Annotated in this window: 22 protein-coding genes; 20 read left to right on the top strand and 2 right to left on the bottom strand. The window is 43.3% G+C overall.

Annotated elements, in window-relative coordinates; genetic code table 11:
* The first annotated feature begins 13 nt into the window (after nt 1-13).
* The 20 genes from alr (at nt 14) to NTX44_02600 (ending at nt 17,591) form a co-directional block, all read left to right on the top strand.
* Nucleotides 14-1,165 (top strand): alanine racemase, encoded by a 1,152-nt coding sequence (gene alr / locus NTX44_02695; GenBank protein ID MCX6120512.1) that lies wholly within the window; start codon nt 14-16, stop codon nt 1,163-1,165.
* Nucleotides 1,162-2,028: a hypothetical protein gene (locus NTX44_02690; GenBank protein ID MCX6120511.1), complete on the top strand. Its 867-nt coding sequence runs from the start codon at nt 1,162-1,164 to the stop codon at nt 2,026-2,028. The genes alr and NTX44_02690 overlap by 4 nt, the downstream gene beginning before the upstream one ends.
* A gap of 5 nt (nt 2,029-2,033) precedes the next feature.
* Nucleotides 2,034-3,125: a mannose-1-phosphate guanylyltransferase gene (locus NTX44_02685; GenBank protein MCX6120510.1), complete on the top strand. Its 1,092-nt coding sequence runs from the start codon at nt 2,034-2,036 to the stop codon at nt 3,123-3,125.
* Nucleotides 3,112-3,591, top strand: a complete 480-nt coding sequence (locus NTX44_02680) for a septal ring lytic transglycosylase RlpA family protein (protein ID MCX6120509.1) — start codon at nt 3,112-3,114, stop codon at nt 3,589-3,591. The genes NTX44_02685 and NTX44_02680 overlap by 14 nt, the downstream gene beginning before the upstream one ends.
* Before the next feature lie 6 nt (nt 3,592-3,597).
* Nucleotides 3,598-4,272: a ribose 5-phosphate isomerase B gene (gene rpiB / locus NTX44_02675; GenBank protein MCX6120508.1), complete on the top strand. Its 675-nt coding sequence runs from the start codon at nt 3,598-3,600 to the stop codon at nt 4,270-4,272.
* Between the two features lie 82 nt (nt 4,273-4,354).
* Nucleotides 4,355-4,573, top strand: coding sequence for a DUF167 domain-containing protein (locus tag NTX44_02670; protein MCX6120507.1), 219 nt, complete (start codon nt 4,355-4,357; stop codon nt 4,571-4,573).
* 173 nt (nt 4,574-4,746) lie between these two features.
* Complete coding sequence (locus NTX44_02665; GenBank protein ID MCX6120506.1) at nt 4,747-5,508, top strand: transglycosylase SLT domain-containing protein; 762 nt, start codon at nt 4,747-4,749, stop codon at nt 5,506-5,508.
* A gap of 46 nt (nt 5,509-5,554) precedes the next feature.
* Complete coding sequence (locus tag NTX44_02660; protein MCX6120505.1) at nt 5,555-6,103, top strand: hypothetical protein; 549 nt, start codon at nt 5,555-5,557, stop codon at nt 6,101-6,103.
* Nucleotides 6,104-6,422: 319 nt separating this feature from the next.
* Nucleotides 6,423-6,998, top strand: a complete 576-nt coding sequence (locus NTX44_02655; GenBank protein MCX6120504.1) for a hypothetical protein — start codon at nt 6,423-6,425, stop codon at nt 6,996-6,998.
* A gap of 340 nt (nt 6,999-7,338) precedes the next feature.
* Nucleotides 7,339-7,854 carry a hypothetical protein gene (locus NTX44_02650; protein ID MCX6120503.1) on the top strand — a complete coding sequence of 172 codons (516 nt, stop codon included), beginning with the start codon at nt 7,339-7,341 and terminating at the stop codon, nt 7,852-7,854.
* Between the two features lie 156 nt (nt 7,855-8,010).
* Nucleotides 8,011-9,525 carry an amidophosphoribosyltransferase gene (purF, locus tag NTX44_02645; protein MCX6120502.1) on the top strand — a complete coding sequence of 505 codons (1,515 nt, stop codon included), beginning with the start codon at nt 8,011-8,013 and terminating at the stop codon, nt 9,523-9,525.
* On the top strand, nt 9,525-10,076 hold the full coding sequence (locus tag NTX44_02640) for a CDP-alcohol phosphatidyltransferase family protein (protein ID MCX6120501.1): 552 nt from the start codon (nt 9,525-9,527) through the stop codon (nt 10,074-10,076). The genes purF and NTX44_02640 overlap by 1 nt, the downstream gene beginning before the upstream one ends.
* A 2-nt stretch (nt 10,077-10,078) precedes the next feature.
* Nucleotides 10,079-11,020, top strand: a complete 942-nt coding sequence (gene ftsY / locus NTX44_02635) for a signal recognition particle-docking protein FtsY (GenBank protein ID MCX6120500.1) — start codon at nt 10,079-10,081, stop codon at nt 11,018-11,020.
* Between the two features lie 69 nt (nt 11,021-11,089).
* The gene (locus tag NTX44_02630) at nt 11,090-11,446 is read left to right on the top strand and encodes a four helix bundle protein (GenBank protein ID MCX6120499.1); all 357 of its coding nucleotides are present in this window, start codon (nt 11,090-11,092) and stop codon (nt 11,444-11,446) included.
* 48 nt (nt 11,447-11,494) lie between these two features.
* Nucleotides 11,495-13,363, top strand: coding sequence for a DNA mismatch repair endonuclease MutL (mutL, locus tag NTX44_02625; GenBank protein ID MCX6120498.1), 1,869 nt, complete (start codon nt 11,495-11,497; stop codon nt 13,361-13,363).
* Nucleotides 13,364-13,423: 60 nt separating this feature from the next.
* Entirely contained in the window at nt 13,424-14,329 is a 906-nt protein-coding gene (locus NTX44_02620) for a decaprenyl-phosphate phosphoribosyltransferase (protein ID MCX6120497.1), read from the top strand.
* A gap of 1 nt (nt 14,330) precedes the next feature.
* A complete protein-coding gene (locus NTX44_02615; GenBank protein MCX6120496.1) occupies nt 14,331-15,476 on the top strand; it encodes a DUF362 domain-containing protein in 1,146 nt (381 codons plus the stop codon).
* 12 nt (nt 15,477-15,488) lie between these two features.
* A complete protein-coding gene (locus NTX44_02610; GenBank protein ID MCX6120495.1) occupies nt 15,489-16,376 on the top strand; it encodes an EamA family transporter in 888 nt (295 codons plus the stop codon).
* Between the two features lie 134 nt (nt 16,377-16,510).
* Complete coding sequence (locus NTX44_02605; GenBank protein MCX6120494.1) at nt 16,511-16,921, top strand: hypothetical protein; 411 nt, start codon at nt 16,511-16,513, stop codon at nt 16,919-16,921.
* 70 nt (nt 16,922-16,991) lie between these two features.
* A complete protein-coding gene (locus NTX44_02600; protein MCX6120493.1) occupies nt 16,992-17,591 on the top strand; it encodes a Maf family protein in 600 nt (199 codons plus the stop codon).
* Nucleotides 17,592-17,681: 90 nt separating this feature from the next.
* Here NTX44_02600 and NTX44_02595 read toward each other — a convergent pair whose 3' ends face one another.
* Together NTX44_02595 and NTX44_02590 are read right to left on the bottom strand one after the other, a co-directional pair.
* A complete protein-coding gene (locus NTX44_02595) occupies nt 17,682-17,885 on the bottom strand; it encodes a cold-shock protein (GenBank protein ID MCX6120492.1) in 204 nt (67 codons plus the stop codon).
* Nucleotides 17,886-18,139: 254 nt separating this feature from the next.
* Entirely contained in the window at nt 18,140-20,491 is a 2,352-nt protein-coding gene (locus tag NTX44_02590) for a hypothetical protein (protein MCX6120491.1), read from the bottom strand.
* Between the last annotated feature and the right edge of the window lie 2 nt (nt 20,492-20,493).

Here is a 20,493-nt window from a genome sequence, read left to right as displayed (position 1 = left end):
GTAGAGATCAGAAATGATTGCTGGAATTGAAACCTATAAGAACAGACCTACGCGTGCAGAAATATCCTTCGAAAACCTGCGCAGCAATTTTTCTATCGTCAAATCGTTAATACACGACGATGTAAAAATAATGGCGATGGTTAAAGCAAATGCCTATGGACACGGACTTTACGAAATATCCAGTGAGCTTTTAAAACAAGGGGTTGACTATTTAGGCGTTGCGGTTCTCGAAGAGGGGGTGTATTTGCGGGAACGTGGAATTACTGCTCCTATTCTTGTGCTCGGTCCCATCAATGCAGATCAGATCGCTGATTTTATAACTCATGATATTGAAATTACAAGCTCATCAATTGATAAATCGATAGCCATTGCCGCTGTAGCAAAAGAGATGCGGAAAGTTGCATCGGTTCATTTAAAAATTGATACTGGCATGGAGCGAATCGGTGTACACTGGTACAATGCTGAACGGTTCATCGAAAAATCATACGAGTTGGAATCAATCAAGATAAAAGGTATATTCTCGCATCTGGCAAAAGCAGAATCGGACACTGACTGTACGGCCCAACAGCTGAGTCGTTTTGAATCGATATTGAAGAGCATGGAGAAAAAGAGGCTTCTCCCCGAATTCGTTCACATTGCCAACTCTGCCGGGATCATGAATTATAAGAATTCACATTACTCCATGGTACGGCCTGGTATCATGTTATACGGATATAATCCGAACGGATATCTGCCGGATGTTACTTTTGACGGTAAAAAGTTGAAGCCGGTCATGACACTGAAAACAAAAGTTTCTTACTTTAAGGTAGTTCCTTCGCATACCGGAATTAGTTATAACCACACCTATAGGACCAACGATCAAACGCGCATCGTCACACTTCCCATAGGATATGGCGACGGATACTTCCGTCTGCTTTCGAATAAAGGTGTAGCCGTCATACGCGGAAAAAAATATCCGGTGGTAGGATCGATTTGCATGGATCAATGTATGGTAGATATTGGGATGGATGGCACGGCATATAACGGAGATGACGTTTTACTTTTTGGTGAAATGGATGGCTGTACGATCCCGCTTGAATCTCTCTGCGATAAAATCGGGACCATCACGTATGAGTTTCTGTGCGGGATCAGTTCACGTGTTCCACGAATCTATAGGACAATATGAATCGCACTCAGAAATACATCTCCCTTCTTCTCGAGCGTTTACCGAAATATGAACTTCGCTCGTACGAACATCAAACGATTCTCGATCGAATTCGTGATCGAGTTTCATCCACTCCAGATATTTATGCGGAACTTCGGTCTCTATATCAAGTAAAGGGATGTGCCGATTTTGCCCTGAGCTTGATGTGGATTGCGGACAAGGTAGAAAAGGATATTACGAAGGAGGAATCAACGATCGATGAAGAGACACATGTGTTCTCCAAGTTCCGTCAGGCGATTGGAGATGAATCTCCTTCTGGGCCAGAATCGGGTACTGCAGGAACGATGTTTAATCTTTCTGGTTCACAAGAAGCTGGATCAATGCCAACACCTGAATTGAATTCGGACTTCAATCTTTCTTCACCACCGGGTTTTGAATCAATTTCAACACCAGAGGCAACAATAGACTCAATATTTGGTGCAACGGTACACTCTCCTGAACTGAATCGATCTGCGGGCGGTGGATCGAAAACCGATAGTGAACAAGAACAGAGGTTTTCCCTGCTGCTGGAAAAGTTTTTAGAGTCCGTGCAAAGCGGTAATGACGACCGAACAAAGTTATTGTCTGATATTATCGATGAATGCAATACAGTGATTACCGCTGGTTCTGCGGCTGAAGATTACAAACAATTTTGCAAGATGCTTATAGAATTTCTTGAGTATATCTCAAATAACCAGTACCTCGATGATGTCCGTGTCATGAATATCCTTTCCAATATTCAAGATCCGTTTGCGCAATGGGCACGAAGTATGCCGGACAAACGAGCCGGCATCATGAGCACGGTAAACGATACTCTCCGTGATTTTAGAACTATGTTCGAATAAGAAAAATGAATCAACCTAATATCTACGCAGTAATAATGGCGGGTGGTGTAGGATCGCGTTTCTGGCCTCAAAGTCGTGAACGATCACCCAAACAAGTTCTTGAAATTGTCGGCTCTGGTTCTATGATATCCAATACCATCGCACGCATTCAGCCGTTGGTTCAATCGGATAAAGTACTGGTGGTGACGAACAAGCTTCAAAAAGATATCATCCACAACCAGGTGCCTTCACTGCCATTGCAAAATGTTCTTACGGAACCGCTTGGAAGAAATACGGCTCCGTGCATCGGACTTGCTGCGAAATGGATTAGCCGCAATGATCCAAACGCTATTATGATCATCCTTCCGGCGGATCATATCATCCGGGATACGGAAGAATTTTTATGCGTGCTTCGGCGTGCAGCTCACGTAGCGCAGGAAAGTAACGCGTTAGTGACGATAGGTATCAAACCAACGCACCCCGAAACAGGATATGGGTATATCCAATTTGAAGACACGTCAGATAAGAATCCGTATGCGGCGGATAGCATTTACCGCGTGAAGACGTTTGCCGAGAAACCAAATCTTGAAACGGCAGAAAAGTTTTTAAAGAGCGGCGATTTCCTTTGGAACAGCGGGATGTTTATCTGGAAGGCGAGTGTCATTCTACAGGAAATTGAAAAATATATTCCAGAACTGAGTGAACAACTGATAAAGTTAGAACATACGATCGGCACAGAGAGTTACCAAGCGACACTTGAACGTGTCTATGGTGTCATTCGCAGCATCTCCATCGATTATGGCGTGATGGAAAAGGCATCGAATGTTTTTGTAGCGAGAGGAGATTTCGGATGGAGTGATGTCGGCTCGTGGGATGAAGTGGTTCGTCTCACACCGATCGATGGGGAAGGCAACGCACTGCGCGGAACGGTCATCGCAAAAGATTCGCATCGAAACTATATTGACGCGGGCAACAAAGTGGTAGCGACAATTGGCATTGAAGATGCCATCGTCGTCGTGACAGATGACGCTGTGTTGATCTGCAAAAAAGGAAGATCACAAGATGTTAAGGAGGTTGTGGATTACCTCCGGCGTAAACAAATCAATGGACTGTTGTAGGCAGTTAACGATTCGTGTTCTGTGCTGCGCAGCAGCCTGTCTGCTTGTCAGCTGTGCTTCGACACCCAGATTTGCGGAACGAGGCGGGTCGCATTCCGGCGAACGCAGGCCGGCGGTGCAAACTGAACGGCCAATGCAGCAGAACTCGGGGAAAATTCTGTTGACACTCGAAGGAATTGCTTCTTACTATGCGCATGATTTTCATGGCAAACAAACATCGAACGGCGAGATCTTTGATATGAATGCACTAACTGCTGCGCATCGAACGTTCCCTTTCGGGACAAAAGTACGTGTGACGAATTTGGAGAATAACAAAACCGTCATTGTGCGCGTTAACGACCGCGGACCCTTTGTAGAAGGGCGGATGATGGATTTGTCGATGGGTGCAGCGAAGGAAATAGATTTGATTCGTACCGGCACGGCGCGCGTGCGCCTGGAAGTGTTGGAATGGGGAAATGGACAATAGAATACCTTGAAACGTACTTTGATTACAGAACGAGATGTGGTTGATGCTGCGCTGCATGGAATAAAAGTGCTGATGATTCAATCAAATGCTATCATCACTGCCGCCGCTCAAGACGAAGCGCAGAAGCGACACATTAAATTTTCTATTCAAACACAAAGTGCAACTATCTCGCAGGCAGCTTCTCAAAAAACAATTCCCGAACCATCGCCCCGGATAACTCACGAAAATACAATGACAATTGCACTTGGTTCTGATCATGGCGGTTTCTCGATGAAGGAAGCTCTTAAAATTTATCTTGCGGAACAAGGAAATCGAGTCATCGATGTTGGGACCGATTCAGAACAAGCATGCGATTATCCTGATTTTGCCTATGCCGTTGCGTCTCTGGTTTCTTCAAACAAAGCTGAACGCGGTATTATGATTGACAGTGTCGGTGTGGCATCGGCAATTGTGGCCAATAAAGTGCCGGGTGTGCGTGCGGTTCCTTGTTACGATGAGTTTGTGGCACGCAGCAGCCGCGAGCATAACAATGCCAATGTTCTTACACTTGGCAGCAAAGTGTTGGGAATTGAGATGGTGAAAACAATCGTCAAGCTTTGGCTCGCTACTCCTTTTAGCGGCGGCAGGCATTTGCCCAGGGTGAATAAGATCAGTGATGTTGAAAAGCGATTTCTGAAATAATTCCGATAAAAAAATGAGTTTTAAACTCTAAAACCGCTAACAGTTCGTTAAGGCGGTTTTTTCGTTAAAAAAGAGTAATTCAATGAAATTAAAAATCACTGTCAAACCGAATGCAAGAAAGAACGAGGTTACACGCTCCGCCGATGGCTCGCTTGTTATTCGCGTCAATGTACCGCCAATTGAAGGGAAAGCGAACGAAAGAGTGATAGAAGTTTTGGCCGAATATTTGAATAAACCCAAGCGATCCATTGCCATTGTTTCTGGTTTCAAAGGAAAGAACAAGATTATTGAAGTTGAGTGATGAAGATAAAATTTGATATGGCGAAAATGAGCGAAAAACGCACATGTGTTTTTTTAAACTTTCATGTTTATATTGATTCATACATTAGAATTGGATATATTGTTGCAATGGAACGCAAAGGGAATTCTTAGTGTTTCAAAAACAACTGATGTTAAACAACTTCGGAAGATTTAATGACTATTACTGAAAAGGGAAAAGGACAGATTTTTTGTAGTCTTTTAACAGTAATTCTTTTAATTCTGAGTTCGTTTATATTGTTCGGTTGTTCTCAGCAAGTAACAAGCGCTACGTATGCTCAAAAAGCCGGATCTTCCATTGAGGATATAACCGAAAGTACGCTTCCTTTACAGCCTTCTCCGTTCGCATCGATGAGTACGGCAGGTTTGAATCAATATATTCCATTAGTAAAAAAATACTCAGAAGAGTATAAAGTCGATTGGATATTGGTACTGGCTGTAATGAAGCAGGAATCAAGATTCGACCATGATGCAGTGAGCTATAAAGGCGCATACGGATTGATGCAAATTATGCCAATGACACAGATTGAAATTTCAGAAAAAATAGGTGTTGAAGAGGCGTTAACACCACGTAATAATATCAAAGTAGGCATTTATCATCTAAAATCGCTATTTGCGATGTTTAGAAATATACCGAGGGAAGACAGAATATGTCTTACACTTGCCGCCTATAATGCAGGACTTGGGCGAGTGCAGGATGCCCAAAAGATTGCCTCATATATGGGAAACGATCCTCACAAATGGTCTTCTATTCGCGCTGCACTTCCTTTTCTCTCAAAAAAGAACTACACTCTGCATAGCCGTGTTTGGAGTGACGGTTGTCCGCCGAATGGATATTTACATAGTGCCCGGCAGACAGTTGAATATGTCGACAATATTCTGAGTTGCTATGACCGTTACAGCTTGGCACTGAAGTAGCATTGCGTATCAATACAATTCGCTTCATTCCATATAAAATTCTTGTATGATCAAGCCATACCTTAAAACGTACCATTTGTTATGTATTATCATCTTTGCTATACTCTTCACGGTCACGGTACATTCTCAACCGAAGAAAGGGAAGTATGGTATTACAACGACTATCTCCAAAGGATTTGTGTCCTCATCTAATATTTCCGCCAATAATGGCTCGTTGAATATTGGTATGGCATATATGCCGTCAAATCGTATCAGTATAAGAAGTGAATTAGGATTTAGATCACGGTCAGACACAAGCGGAGAGAAAAATTCTGAGTTTACGTTCACTGGGAATGTGTGGTATTATCTCCATACTGCCGAAAATATTTCTACTTTTCTTGGCGGAGCGTTGGGATTTGGTTCCGCAACGGATGTCGCAGGCATTGGGACCAGTCTTGTAAGTGTGAGCGGTTTCTTTGGGGCTGAGTTTTGGTTTAATTCTCATTTCTCTTGGTTTGGTCATATTGGTCTTGTCTCAGCTTCCTATAAGATTGCAGAGAAGCCCGCTTCAGATGTCTTCACATCTGCTACAACAGGATTGACGTGGTATTTTTGAGATGTCTAGTTAAGAATTTCAATTATTGTCGCAGAGTAGCAACGAAAAAGAATACTTCTATGTCTATTGTATGCGACAGATCAATATGATTTGTTTTATAATGAAAAAATTTAAGAGTTCATTTTTTGGCACATTACTTGAACATAAGAGAAGAGAAATAAACGGATGACTAAACAATAAAATTCAGCTCGGTTATCAAGAAATTGCTTGACATTTAGGCGTTGTAGGTTTATATTTGCGGAGGTTTTTTAAAGATAATTAACAGTGGGGGAATCCCTTTTTTCTAACTAACAAAACACATTCATACAAGGAGCTATACATGAAAAAATTATTCGCAGTTTTAGTTGTTATTGCATTAGTGGCATCGGTTGCCTCTGCGCAAGCAGTGTGGGGACAAGGTAAAATGTCCGCCGGCGTTGGTGCTGAGCTTGGATTACCAATGGGAACTTGGGGCGATTTTGTTGGTGTAGGCATTGGAGGTTTCGGCTTATTCCAATATGGCATTAATGAAGATATTTTAGCAACCGGTCAGGTTGGCTATACTTCATGGGCCAAGAAAAATGATATTAGCAGTGGTTCTTCCTTAGAAATTCTTGTTGGTGGTAAATATAACTTGAGTAAGTCAGTTACTCCTGGCTTCTATGGAGAACTTCAACTTGGAATTTATTCAGTATCTACAACTGTTTCTTTCCCCGGATCCCCAGCTGTTATCTTTGGTGGTGTAACAATTGTCCCTGCCTCAGGCGCCCAGGATATTACCGGTACAGAGAGCCGATTCGTTTTCATTCCTGGTGTTGGTTATCAATTTGGACCAATTGATGCATCTGTGAAATATGTGCTCAGCGGTGATGTTGGCAACCTCGCGTTGAACGTTGCTTATATTTTCCCGCTGTAATGAACTCTTAGCCATTCTTTGGCAAAATCAAGGGAGAAAGTCTGAAAGGATTTTCTCCCTTTTTATTTTTCTCTGTGACCTTGTCAAGGTTACAACGTTAATCAAAGAAACCTTGACAAGGTTTCTGTTTTTGGAAGCCCGCCATTTTTTTTGTATCTTACATTTACCATGAAAGAATTTGCTCTCGTAGAAGGAAAGCCGCACTGACAGTGTTCATAGAGAAAAAAACGTTTGACATTTGATCGCTGTAAACATATATTTTCCGTGGGTTTTGACTGACAGTATTACGTGTGGGTGAACCACAGTATTTCCCTTCACTAATCTAACAAGGAGCTATACAATGAAAAAACTTTTCGTAGTTCTGGTTGCAATCGCAATGATTGCCTCATTAGCTACTGCACAGTTGAAGCAAGGGGCGTTTGGAATTCAGACCGGAGTCCTGGGTGGTGAGGATCTGTTTAATAATATTGGCGGTAAAACACTGGGTGTTCTGTACAATGTGAATCAAAACACAAGAGTTGGATTTGGTATTGGTTTCGCAACGGTGTCCCCAAGTGTCGGTTCCAGCACATCGGATTTTCAAATCGGCGCTGGTTTTGATTATTACCTTAACTCAGCTGACAATCTTTCCACCTTAGTTGGTGCCCAGATTGGATATCTCACATATAGCCCAGGTAGTGGAACTAGCATGAACGGTGTCGATATTCAAGCAAAAGTTGGTGCAGAGTATGCGTTCAGTTCGCGTTTCTCCATTCAGGCATTTATAGGATTGGAATATTTTAATATTGGCCCAAACGGAGCAAAATATTCAGTAATTCGTACTCTTTCAGGTACTGCCTTAACATTCTACTTTTAATTTGTAAAATAGCTTTTCTTTAATAAAGGGAGAGAAACAAAATTGGTTTTTCTCCCTTTTATTATTTCTCTTAGTTTTTATTCTCTTTCTCAAAAGAATATCATTCCTTCGTGACTCCAAGATTATTTTTGTGTTTTTGGAAGCCCGCCATTTTTTTTGTATCTTACATTTACCATGAAAGAATTTGCTCTCGTAGAAGGAAAGCCGCGTTGCCATTGCGGTGTCTTTGGCGTCTTTGGTCATCCGGAAGCGTCTGTCTTTTGCTACTATGGTTTGCATGCCCTCCAGCATCGCGGGCAGGAAGCCGCCGGTATCATTTCCAGTGAGTGGCTTGAGGATAAGAAAAAGTGGCGCTTCAATATCCAAAAAGGTGTCGGGCTTGTTGCAGATGTTTTCAAAGATGAAGACATCCTTCGCAAAGATCTCAAAGGCAATGCTGCCATTGGACACAACAGGTACTCCACGACAGGTTCTTCGGATAACAAATCTAATATTCAACCCTTTGTTGTGAACTACAAAACCGGTAATCTTGCACTTGGTCATAATGGGAACCTGACCAATTACCGGTTACTCCGCCATCAGCTTCAGGAAGATGGAACGATTTTCCAATCAACGTCCGACAGCGAAATCATCTTGCATCTCATCGCTCACAGCAAACAGAAAGAGCAAATTCTGCAGATTAAAGAAGCTCTGGATGTTGTAGAAGGTGCTTATTCACTTGTCATATTAACGGATGATAGTTTGATTGCAGCACGCGATCCTCACGGATTTCGTCCTCTGGCGCTTGGTAAAGTGGATGGAGCGTACGTCGTTGCTTCAGAAACTTGTGCGTTCGATATTAACGGTGCGGAATACATCCGTGATATTGCACCTGGTGAAATTGTGGTGATCGACAAAGAAGTAGTTGCATCGGGAAATATAAAATCGTATTGGGTTTCCAAGAAATCTTCTCAGCCGCATCATTGCATTTTTGAATATATCTATTTTGCCCGCCCGGATAGCAAAGTCTTCGGCGTCAATGTCGACAAAGTGCGCCGCAAGTTAGGAAAGCTCCTTGCGAGTGAAAATCCGATAACCCAAGAATCTGCTGACGATAAAATAATAGTCATTAGTGTTCCTGATTCCAGTAACACTTGCACCCTGGGATATGTGAGCGAAAGCAACAAACAAGGATTGAATGTAAAACTGGAACTCGGTCTTATCCGCAATCACTACGTTGGACGTACATTTATACAACCGCAACAGAATCATCGCGAATTGAAAGTGAAAGTGAAATTTAACACGGTGAAGGGAGTCTTGAAAGGCAAGAAAGTTATTATTGTTGATGATTCAATTGTTCGGGGAACCACATCAAAATTGTTAGTGAAGATGATTCGGGAAGCCGAACCAAAAGAAGTGCACTTTCGCATTTCCAGTCCCCCCATTAAATTTCCGTGTTACTACGGAATGGATTTTCCAAGCCGCGAGGAATTAGTTGCAAACAGATTACATGGTAACATTGAAGCTATCCGGCAGGAATTAGGCGTTGACAGTCTTTCCTATCTGCCGATGGAAAAACTTCTTGCGTCAGCACCGACAGAAGACGGCAAACATTATTGTACCGCTTGTTTCAGCGGTAATTATCCGGTACCCATCGACCCAGAAGCAGCAAAGAACGAAAACGATCAGTAATGCATCGCTATTTTACAATTTCTAATTTTCTCAGTGCGAGCCGCATCTTTTTGGTGATTCCGATGGGATATTGTCTTGTCCTGGATTTCCCCCATCATCGTTTATGGACTGCAGGTATCATTGTCATCGCTGTTGTGACAGATTTGCTTGATGGATTCCTCGCAAGAAAATTGCATCAAGTAACGGACATCGGTCAAATTCTTGATCCGCTCGCAGATAAAATTGGCATCGGTATTTATGCGGTGTTGTTGGCTTGGACGGGAGATGTGCCTTTCTGGTTTGTTATTTTTGTTCTTCTGAGAGATCTTCTCATATTTAGCGGAGGAGTTTACATTCAACGCAAGAAAAATATCGTACCTCAATCAAATTGGCCCGGTAAAATTGCTGTCTCGCTTGTTGGCGTTGTGTTCTTTTTAGCGACAATTCAAGTGAATGCATTAAGCACATTTTTTACTTACACTCTATGGGCAAGTATGATCATGATGCTTTTATCGCTCGTAAATTACGCACAAAGATTATTTATCGGCAGGAATATTGAAGCGGGGAAATAACAATGGGATTTTTTCATACATTCTCCAAGCTTAAAGCCGGACTTGCTAAGACGCGGGATTCGATCGTCAGCAAAGTGCAGCAGCTTGCCGCAAGCAAGAGTACGATCGACGACGAACTGCTCAGTCAGTTGGAAGATATTTTGATAGCGGGCGATGTTGGTGTGCAGACGACGGATGTTATTTTGTCTCACCTGAAACGTCGTGTAAAAGAAGAGAAGTACGAATCACCATCTCAGCTTATTTCTTTATTGAAGGAAGAAATTGGAACGGTTCTGCATGTCGATGACGGAAAAGAATCATCCTTGAACATTCTGCCCGCATCGGCCAAGCCGTTTGTGGTGATGGTTGTCGGAGTGAATGGAGCGGGTAAAACGACAACGATTGGCAAGATGGCATATCAGTACCGTCAAGCAGGCCATAAGGTTGTCATCGGAGCGGCGGATACTTTCCGCGCGGCGGCAAATGAACAACTCGAAATTTGGGCGCAACGTGCCGGTGTAGATATTGTACAACAATCGCATGGTGCAGATCCGGCGTCAGTCGCATTTGATGCAATCAACTCAGCACTCTCGAAGCAAGCCGATGTTGTTATCATCGATACAGCGGGTCGTCTGCATACGAAAACAAATTTGATGGAAGAATTAAAAAAAATTAGGCGGGTAATGGCAAAACGTCTGCCCGGTGCTCCGCACGAAGTATTGTTAGTGCTCGATGCAACGACCGGACAAAACGGCCTGCAGCAAGTGAAACATTTTAACGAAGCTGTTGAGCTCACCGGACTTGTGCTGACAAAGCTTGATGGAACTGCAAAAGGCGGGATTGTGCTTGCCATCAGTCATGAAATGAAGATGCCTGTGAAGTTTATCGGTGTTGGCGAAAAGATTGATGACCTTCAAGTCTTTGATCGCCGCGCATTTGTCGATGCTTTGTTTGAGGTGAGTTAATGAGCAGTTGAGCTAATGATTGCCAATTGCCGACTTCCAATTGCTAATTTTTCATAGGCCATAGATGATATGACTTCCGAAGAATTGAAAAGACGAACAAAAGAGATGTCATTGTCGGTTATCCGATTGGTTACTTCATTGCCTCGCTCAAGAGAAGTTGATATATTTTCACGACAAGTAATTAGATCTGCAACATCGGTGGCTGCGAACTATCGTGCGGCATGTAAAGCGCGATCTCGCGCTGATTTCATCAATAAAATTGGTATTGTAGAGGAAGAAGCTGATGAGACTGCCTTATGGATTGAATACTTATTGGAACTAAATATTGTGGCAAAAGATAAGGGAGAAACGCCTTTAAAAGAAGTGTATGAACTTGTTGCAATATTTGCGGCATCAGCAAAAACAGCAAAACAGAATAGGAAATAATTCACATTAATCGACAATTGACATTTGGAAATTGGAAATCATTTATAAGTGGCTTTTAAAATTCACATATTATCACCCGAGTTATCCAACAAAATTGCCGCAGGTGAAGTAGTGCAGCGTCCTGCAGCTGTTGTCAAAGAGTTAATTGAGAACTCACTTGATGCCAAGGCGACGCGTATCAGCGTTATCGTTAAAGATGCAGGCAAAGCGTTCATCCAAGTAGTGGACGACGGCGAAGGAATGTCCGAACAGGATGCGTCACTCGCATTCCGGAGACATGCAACGAGCAAGATTCATTCGGCAAGTGATCTGGAAGAAATCCGGACGCTTGGATTTCGAGGCGAAGCGCTTGCCTCTATAGCGGCGGTTGCGCAAGTGGAATTAAAAACTCGAACAGATGCTGATGATCTCGCAACGCACATCCGGATTGAGGGCAGCGAGACCATTGAGAAATCCAAATCAGCGCTGGAACGCGGTACAAATATTACAGTACGCAATTTGTTCTACAATACTCCGGCGCGCCGCAATTTTCTAAAAACCCGCCATACCGAACTTAAGAACATAACCGATGTGATTGTGAGAATGGCGATTGCATATCCTGAAGTTGAATGGTTCTACGCAAGCGACGACGAAGTCATGCTCGATGTAAAAGCGCAAAACGTTGAAAGGCGTGTGGCGGAAGTATTTGGCAAGTCGCAATTTGGCTCGATGTTCAAGTTTGACGACACCAACGAATTGATGACAGTGAACGGATTTCTCGGCAAACCAAACTTTGCGCGCAAGAGCCGCGTAGAACAATTTGTTTTTCTTAACCGGCGATTCATTTTCAGCAGAATGATGAACCATGCGGTTTTTCAAGCATACGAACATTTGTTGGAAAAAGGATCATTTCCGTTCTTTATTCTGAATCTTACGATTGATCCGAAAAAAATTGATGTCAACGTGCATCCATCGAAGATGGAAGTGAAGTTTGAAAACGAATCGAATGTCTATCGCATTATCCTGTCGGTTGTGCGGAAGGCGCTTGCGGCGAATGATTTGATTCCATCAATGGCGTTTCGAGATGGAAACGCGGTTTCGCCGTTTGATGCCAAATTCCAATTTAGTGAACACGCATGGAAACAAGGAGTTATCGATCAAACTGGTGCACCGGTGTTCCCACTTCGTCCCGACGTTCGGCCTGGCGAACATTCAGTGCCAACAACACCGAATATAATCGGTCTTGATGATATTCGATCTTCTGCTTCAAGTTCAGAATCTCGGTTGCCGTTTGACGCGACTGCCTCTTCATCCTCGCTCAATCGCATTCTTGGGCAAAGATCGGCGCTGGATCAATCGCAGATGCCGGAAAGCAGACCTATTTGGCAAGCGCACAATAAATATATCATTTCACAGATTCACAATGGACTGATGATAATTGATCAGCACGCTGCGCATGAACGGATTCTCTATGAACGTGTGATGGCGAATTTTGAGAACACTCTGCCATCATCGCAGCAGCTTCTGTTTCCGGAAACCGTTGATCTGGGCGCAAGCGACTATGCCTTAGTAAAAGAATTGCTGCCGGATCTTGTACGTCTTGGATTTGATATGCGGCTCTTTGGTAAAAACACGGTTGTGATAGAAGGTATTCCAGCGGATGTACGAATTGGGAACGAAAAAAAGATCTTGCAGGAAGTGCTGGATGAATTCAAAAACAACGAACACTCCGGTGTGAAAGATGTACGGGACAATCTGGCAAAATCTTTTGCTTGCAAAGCAGCGATTAAAACGGGGGATAGGTTGAACGTAACAGAGATGGTTGTGCTGATCGAATATTTGTTTCTTACGAAAGTGCCCTACGTATGCCCCCATGGCAGGCCGGTGATTGTGAAAATTCCATTAGAAGAACTCGATAAGCGGTTTGGGAGAACGTAAGAGAATTTGTCTTCGCGATGGATATGAATCACCTTTCAAGAGAATGAGGAGAGAGGAGCAGTGAAGAAGAAAATTGTCGGCGCGTTTCATGTATTGCGTCCTACCCAATGGATGAAAAATATTTTTCTCTTTGCCCCGCTTATTTTCTCGAAACATCTCTTCGAACCGGCATACTTCTGCCGGGAAGCACTTGCGTTCGCCGGTTTTTGTCTTGTCTCCAGTATTGTATACGCCATCAACGATATTGCAGATCTTGAAGCGGATAGACTTCACCCCATAAAAAGAAATCGTCCGCTTGCATCGGGACTTCTTCGTTTATCTGATGTCGTCGTCGTTATTCTCATTTTGCTTGCGTTTGTCATCAGTTTGACACCATATCTCAGTATTCGGTTTTGGTACACCATTGCGCTGTATGGATTTCTCAACCTTGCATATTCGTTCTGGTTGAAGCAGGTTGTTATCGTGGATGTTTTCATCATTGCGGCGGGATTTATGCTGCGCGTTCTTGCCGGTGTTTTCGCGATCGAGGTTGTGATTTCTTCGTGGATAATACTTTGTACACTCTTCGTCTCGGTGTTCCTTGCTATTTCCAAACGGCGCGGCGAATTGTTGCTCAGCGCCGCGACCGATTCCTATGCTTCTCGTCCGGTTTTGAAGCAGTACGATGTGGCGTTCATGGATCAAATCATGACAGTAGCGGCGTCTGGAATGGCAATTTCGTACGCGCTCTATACTGTTGCCGAACGTACTGTGAATATCTTTGGCACAGAGAATCTTATCTTTACGTCAGTGTTTGTCTTGTTTGGCATTTTTAGGTACCTATTTCTTATGCGAGGACGAAAAACGGACGACAATCCGATGCATTTATTACTCAGCGATACGCCATTGGTTGTGAACATTCTTCTCTGGTTCCTTGCATGTGTATTCATTATTTATTTTCCTGACACATCCAGATGGATATTCTAAAATGAAATTGCCCGAACCCAAACTGCCAATTACAATCACGGGTCTTCCATCCTGCACACCGAAAGTAGCTGTTGTGAAAACGACGCCGCAAACAGTGCTGGAAGATGTGCAGCGTGCAATGGAACTTGCCGGATTGAAAAATACGCTGCATACAAATGCACCTACAATTCTGAAAGATAACATCTCATGGCATTTCCCTTTCCCTGGCGCCAATACAACACCATGGCAATTGGAGGGCGCGATTCTTGGTTTACACAAGAATGGTTTTAACGATGTTGTGTGTGTACAGAATAGAACAGTGGTAACGGATGCATTCAAAGGGGAGGACTTAAATAAATACTCGCCGCTGTTTAAGAAATATCAGATTCCGGTTCTCTTCAACTTTCAAGAGAGTGATATGAAGTGGACTGCGTATAAACCAAAATCACCCATGCTGGTGCTCGATCAAATCTTCCCGGAAGGCATCTCAATTCCAGATTATTTTTTTGGAAAGAACGTTCTTCATCTCCCAACTGTAAAATGCCATATCTATACAACAACAACCGGAGCAATGAAAAATGCATTTGGTGGTTTGCTGGCTACGCATAGACACTATACGCATACATGGATTCATGAAACACTTGTTGATTTGCTTGCCATTCAGAAAGAAATTCATTCGGGCGTTTTCGCACTCATGGACGGAACAACTGCAGGGAACGGTCCAGGACCTCGAACCATGTTCCCCATTGAAAAAAATCTTATTCTTGCCAGTGCCGATCAGGTAGCGATTGATGCCGTTGCTGCAAAGATGATGGGATTTGATCCGCTCTCTATCAAATATATTAGCCTGGCGCACCAAAGCGGCCTCGGATGCGGCGACCCCCGCGGAATTACTATTGTAGGAGAAGACGTTACAAACGAAAATTGGAAATTTACGGTTGGTGATAATATAGCAAGCAGGGCGGGTGACCTGATGTGGTTTGGATTTTTGAAAAAGCTCCAAAGTGTTTTTTTCCGGACACCTCTTGTCAACGTATTTATTTTTGCCTCGGAGTTTTATCACGACTATTACCGGTGGCCGCTTCGAGAGAGACGTGTGTTCAAACACTGGCTTACGAAAACGCAATGGGGACAACTCTTTGCATCGTACCAGCCAACCGGATCATAATCGGTGAATGCAATGCAGCTGACATCACGAACACGCGCCGAATCGTTTCTGCTTTCCTTGACGATTATCTGGGGCAGTACGTTTGTTCTGACGAAATTCATCCTCGAGGATGCTTCACCTCTTGTCTACGTCGCGCTCCGTTTTTTTATCGCGTCACTTTTATTCGGTGCGTTCTTCTTCCGAAGACTGCGAACAATCTCAAAGGATGGAATCGCGAAAGGTTTGGTGCTGGGTGTGCTGCTCTTTCTCGGCTTCATCCTGCAAACGATCGGGATGAAATTCACGACCGCCTCAAAATCTGCGTTCATCACCGGACTCATGGTTGTCTTCACGCCACTATTTCAACTCATCATCGAGCGTAAAGCACCAAAGATTGGAAATATGATCGGAGTTGCGCTCGTTGCCATTGGATTGTATCTCTTAACATCTCCCCAAGGATCAGAATTTAATTTTGGTGATGCGCTGACTCTCGTGTGCGCTGTTTTGTTCAGCATATACACCGTGTATCTCGGTGTGTATGGCAAAGACCATGACCCAGCACATTTAACTTTTATCCAGTTTGTTTTTACAGCAATATTTGCCTTCATGGCAATTCCTTTTTTAGAAACGGCACATCTGAATATGACTTTCAACTTCCTCTTGAACCTTGCATATTTAGCGGTGATGCCGACCGTTGTCGCGCTCTATGTGATGGCAAAATATCAGAAGTATACTACGCCGACACGGAGTGCAATTATTTATTCAATGGAACCACCCTTTGCTGCACTCTTTGCCTTCTTTATTATTGGCGAACAAATTGGGATGATGGGAGTCATTGGAGGAATACTGATTCTGTTTGGTTTGATAGTATCTGAATTATCGGATGATATTTTCACGCGCAAGAACAAAGAAGTGCAATGAAATTAATCGCATAAATCAGCATAGAATAAAGATTGAGTGACCTGTATCAAAAGACGCGAAAAAATGCGTTACAGAGTAAAAATTAATAATTCAGTACTTGCGTAAGTCATGACCAAAAAGTATATTGGAGGCAGATGAAAGCAGGACAAAAATATTTTCTTCTTGTTGCTCTAATTATCATTGTGAGCGGGATGATGTTCGCGCAAACTTCCACAACGATGAATATAGGTGTTAAACAAGAAAACGATGGTACAATGAAAATCAGCTGGTCAATTGGGTCAGAGGACGGAATTGACCATTATGCAATATTTAGAAGTACCGGTAATACCGGACAATTCAGCCATATCGGAGAAGTACCTCGCGGAACTTACTCTTTCAGCGATAATGATTTATTCAAGACTTCCGGAAAATATTTTCGCTATAAAGTACTAGCATTGCGTGCGGATGCAACTATCGTATGTCAGAGTGAAGTTGGCGCATCCTACAGCAGCACAAGCTCGGCGGCAAAACGCACGTGGGGCAGCATCAAAGCAATGTTCCGTTGAGCTGAGTGAATATCTAAAATTTTTATCAAGCGATCGTTTTGCATCGCTTTTTTTGTTTATAGGCGTTTGAATGAAACCTTTGATTCTTGCATCTCAATCACCACGGAGAAAAAATCTGCTCAATCAGATTGGGATGAAGTTCCGTGTTGTTCCAAGCCGAACGGCAGAGGTGATCTCTCCTCACCAGAGTCCAGGTGAGAATGCTCAACGCATTGCTTTGGAAAAGGCAATAGATGTTGCTGCCCATTTGCGAAAAGGAATTGTCATTGGTGCAGATACCATTGTTGTTCTCGATCATCACGTTCTCGGCAAACCGAAATCCAAAGATGATGCCAAACGGATGCTGAGATTGTTAAGCGGACGCGAGCATTCGGTCTTTACCGGCTTTGCATTAAAAGATGTGGAAACTGGAAAGCATACAGCAGGCGTGGAAGAAACAAAAGTCCGTTTTCGTAAATTAACCGAGAAAGAAATTGCTGACTATGTTAATAGCGGTTCGCCGATGGATAAAGCAGGTGCCTATGGAATTCAGGATGACTTTGGGGCTGTCTTCATCGAGCGAGTGAACGGATGTTTCTATAATGTCGTTGGATTCCCGCTTGCGCGTTTCTATTCAACATTGCAACGATTTATAATTGATTTAGAAACTCCCCAGGTAAGAAAACTATAAAATCGAAAATGATACAGTATAAGAATGGATTGAGTACAATAAAAAACCCGTTAAGAATCACTCAACGGGTTTTGTGTTGTTAAAGTTGTTTTAAGCAGGTTTTGCAACTTTGACGGCCTGCAACCCTTTGGGACCCTGTTCAACTTCGAACTCTACTTTGTCGCCTTCGTTGAGCGTTTTGTAGCCGTCTCCGTTGATGGACTTGTAATGCACGAACACGTCTTCACCACTTTCCCGTTTGATGAAGCCATAACCTTTTGTATTGTTGAACCACTTTACTGTACCCTGTTCCATACGGGTTCATCCCCTTGATGCATTGAACATCACACCGCAACTTTGTCTCTCAACGAAAAAGGTGCATCGAGTGCTTTACACCTGTCTTGCTCAGCTTCCAAGCATCGGATCCACACAGTCGAATGAACAACGGGCGACGCGACAGCTAAAACAAATAACGATGAAACAAAATCGGTGCAGTGAACTACGATCAAATATTACAATTTCGTGCATTAAAATGCAAGTGGTGAGACCATGTGTTTCACTTTATCTTCTTACTCTTCGTCTGCCAGCCAGATGCCATATTCCTCAGTTTCGATCTTGGGTTCTGCTCCTTCCGGTGTAATTCTTCGAGTCAAGATGTGGATGCCTTCATCGGAAAAAGGAAACATTTCATCTAACGTACATAGTCGCTCAAATGCTGCCGGTTCAAAAAACTCCCGGAATTTGCCTATGGTTTCATGCAAACGAGCAAGATAATAGGCGGTGTTTTCGTCTGGCTGATGTGGGTCCCATTCATCAACTAAACGAGAGGATCGAGTAAGCGCAATACCCGTATCGTTTCCGGTTATGTAATAAGAGACTTTTGAATTCGCTTTAACAAAGAGACTTGATCGTACGAGAGCTTCCATCGCTGGTGATGCTGTGATTTGACCAGAAAGCACTTCCTTCTGATACGTTTCTGTATCCATACGGACAATATCTGTGCGACAAAAATCTCCCGGAGTCCATTTGTGCTGCTGCACTTGAGTATGTGCCGTCGCATACGCATGGTGCAGCCGTTTTAAATCGTTTGTCATCAGGCATTCAATCATCCGCTGAATAAATACTCTTAGGAAACGTTCTATCCCGCGGGAGAAAAGATTGTTTCCTTTGATAAGAACATTGTTGTTCTGATCCAGTAAGGCGTAATTATTTTTCCGATAGCTGAACATTTGCTTGTAACGATGTGATAAGACAAGCGTGGTTTCTTCCGGCAATGTATTTGAGAGCCGTTCGACAAAATTCTTCTGATTTACTTCGCCGACAATATTGTTTGGAGAGAGAAGAAAAAAACCCTCACCATCAGATTGAATGATGGTCGCGTTGAAGCGTTCAATCTGGCCCAGAATTTCTTTCAGAATTTCGTGATATGCGGTCAAGACAACTTCTGCTTGTTCAGGATCGTTGTATAATCCGCGCGCAGAGCCGAGATAGAGATGAAATGAATCAAGAAGACGTTGCACCGCTTTCAATCGGTGGTCCGAATCTTGGGAGTGTAGTGTTTCGTTGTTCGTCGGGCCGGATGTCTCTCGCTGCAACGCGGAGAGTTGTGTAAGAAGTTGAATAAAAACATCTAATTCATCTGTCCTTGGCTTGATGTTCTGACGGAGTAAAATGGAAGAGTGAACTCCTGCTAACTCAACATACAGTACGTCGGAGAAAACGCCGGCGTGAAATATCTCCGATGGAGTTGTCATGGATCGGGAATTATCGTTTGCTCGTGGGACTGAATGCCGCTGGCGGACATATTCTCGAAGCATCAGAGATTCGATTCGTGAAGCTGCACTGAGCTGAGTCAGCATTCGATAGTTGAATGGACACATCTGCGCGAGATAGAACAGCGGCGGTGAAAGATAGTTATAAAGATCGCGTGCAATGCGAATATTGCGAAGAGATTGATTTATAATATTCTCCGGCTGACGATTCCATTCTTCCGCTATTCGTTGTGGGGGAACAGATTTCTCTGTATCGATTGGAATTTCAAAATGTTTTGCCAATGAAATGAGCGTAAATGATTGTTCAATTCTTTTCGTGTCGATTTCCGTTTCTGCCAATGTTAACAAGTCAACGAGATGTCTGCCGAAAACATCAAAAGAAAACCATTCACTTTCTCCGGTACTAGCGGCGCCATATCCGGTTGGAGTTCGTATGTTGCTGCCATCTCTACCAATCGCGAGCGGGATTTGTGAGCGCTCGCAAGCACGGCTGAGCGCTGGCAAAATCATTCCAAACAAATCGTACCCTTCGATCACATCCGGATTGATTATGTTTATACGGTCAATACAATGTTTTAATACCGTTTGCTCATTGTGCTTATCAGTACTGAATATATATTCACTTCCATCGCTGGCGGCGAGCGTGATAACAAGAATTTGTTCTTCTGAACTTTTTCTATTCCGTTTTTTCCCTGCTGCGGCGGCGAACTGAACATCCACATGAAGCCGCACGAGTTCTTCAAACTCCATCCCTTTGAATAATGTGATACCGGATTGCAGAAGAAACTGGCGCACGGCGTCTGCGCGGACAAGAATTTCTTTAAATTCCTGATACGATGACACACGAGAGGAATGTGTTTTGTTATATTGACGCAGAATGAAATGTACTGCTTCCCACATCTCACTCCAGCGCGTGAAGGCAGCGATGTAACGGTAAAAATTTCCGCCGGCAAGCTCCTTCAACCAGATTTTTTTGGGGTAGTCTTTGATCAGCGATTCATCGGACAGAAAAAAGAAAGGGAAGAATTCTACATCTTGATGGAGAACCTTCCCTTCAACTCGTTTGTAGAGTCTGATTGTCTGATCGTTCAGCTGTTGGACAGCGACGATGCGCTCTTCGGTATTATATCCATAGAGCAGCTTGTCCATTC

Source organism: Ignavibacteriales bacterium, from assembly GCA_026390575.1.
Lineage (GTDB): Bacteria > Bacteroidota > Ignavibacteria > UBA10030 > UBA10030 > Fen-1298.
This window is presented reverse-complemented; position numbering and strand designations above follow the sequence as displayed.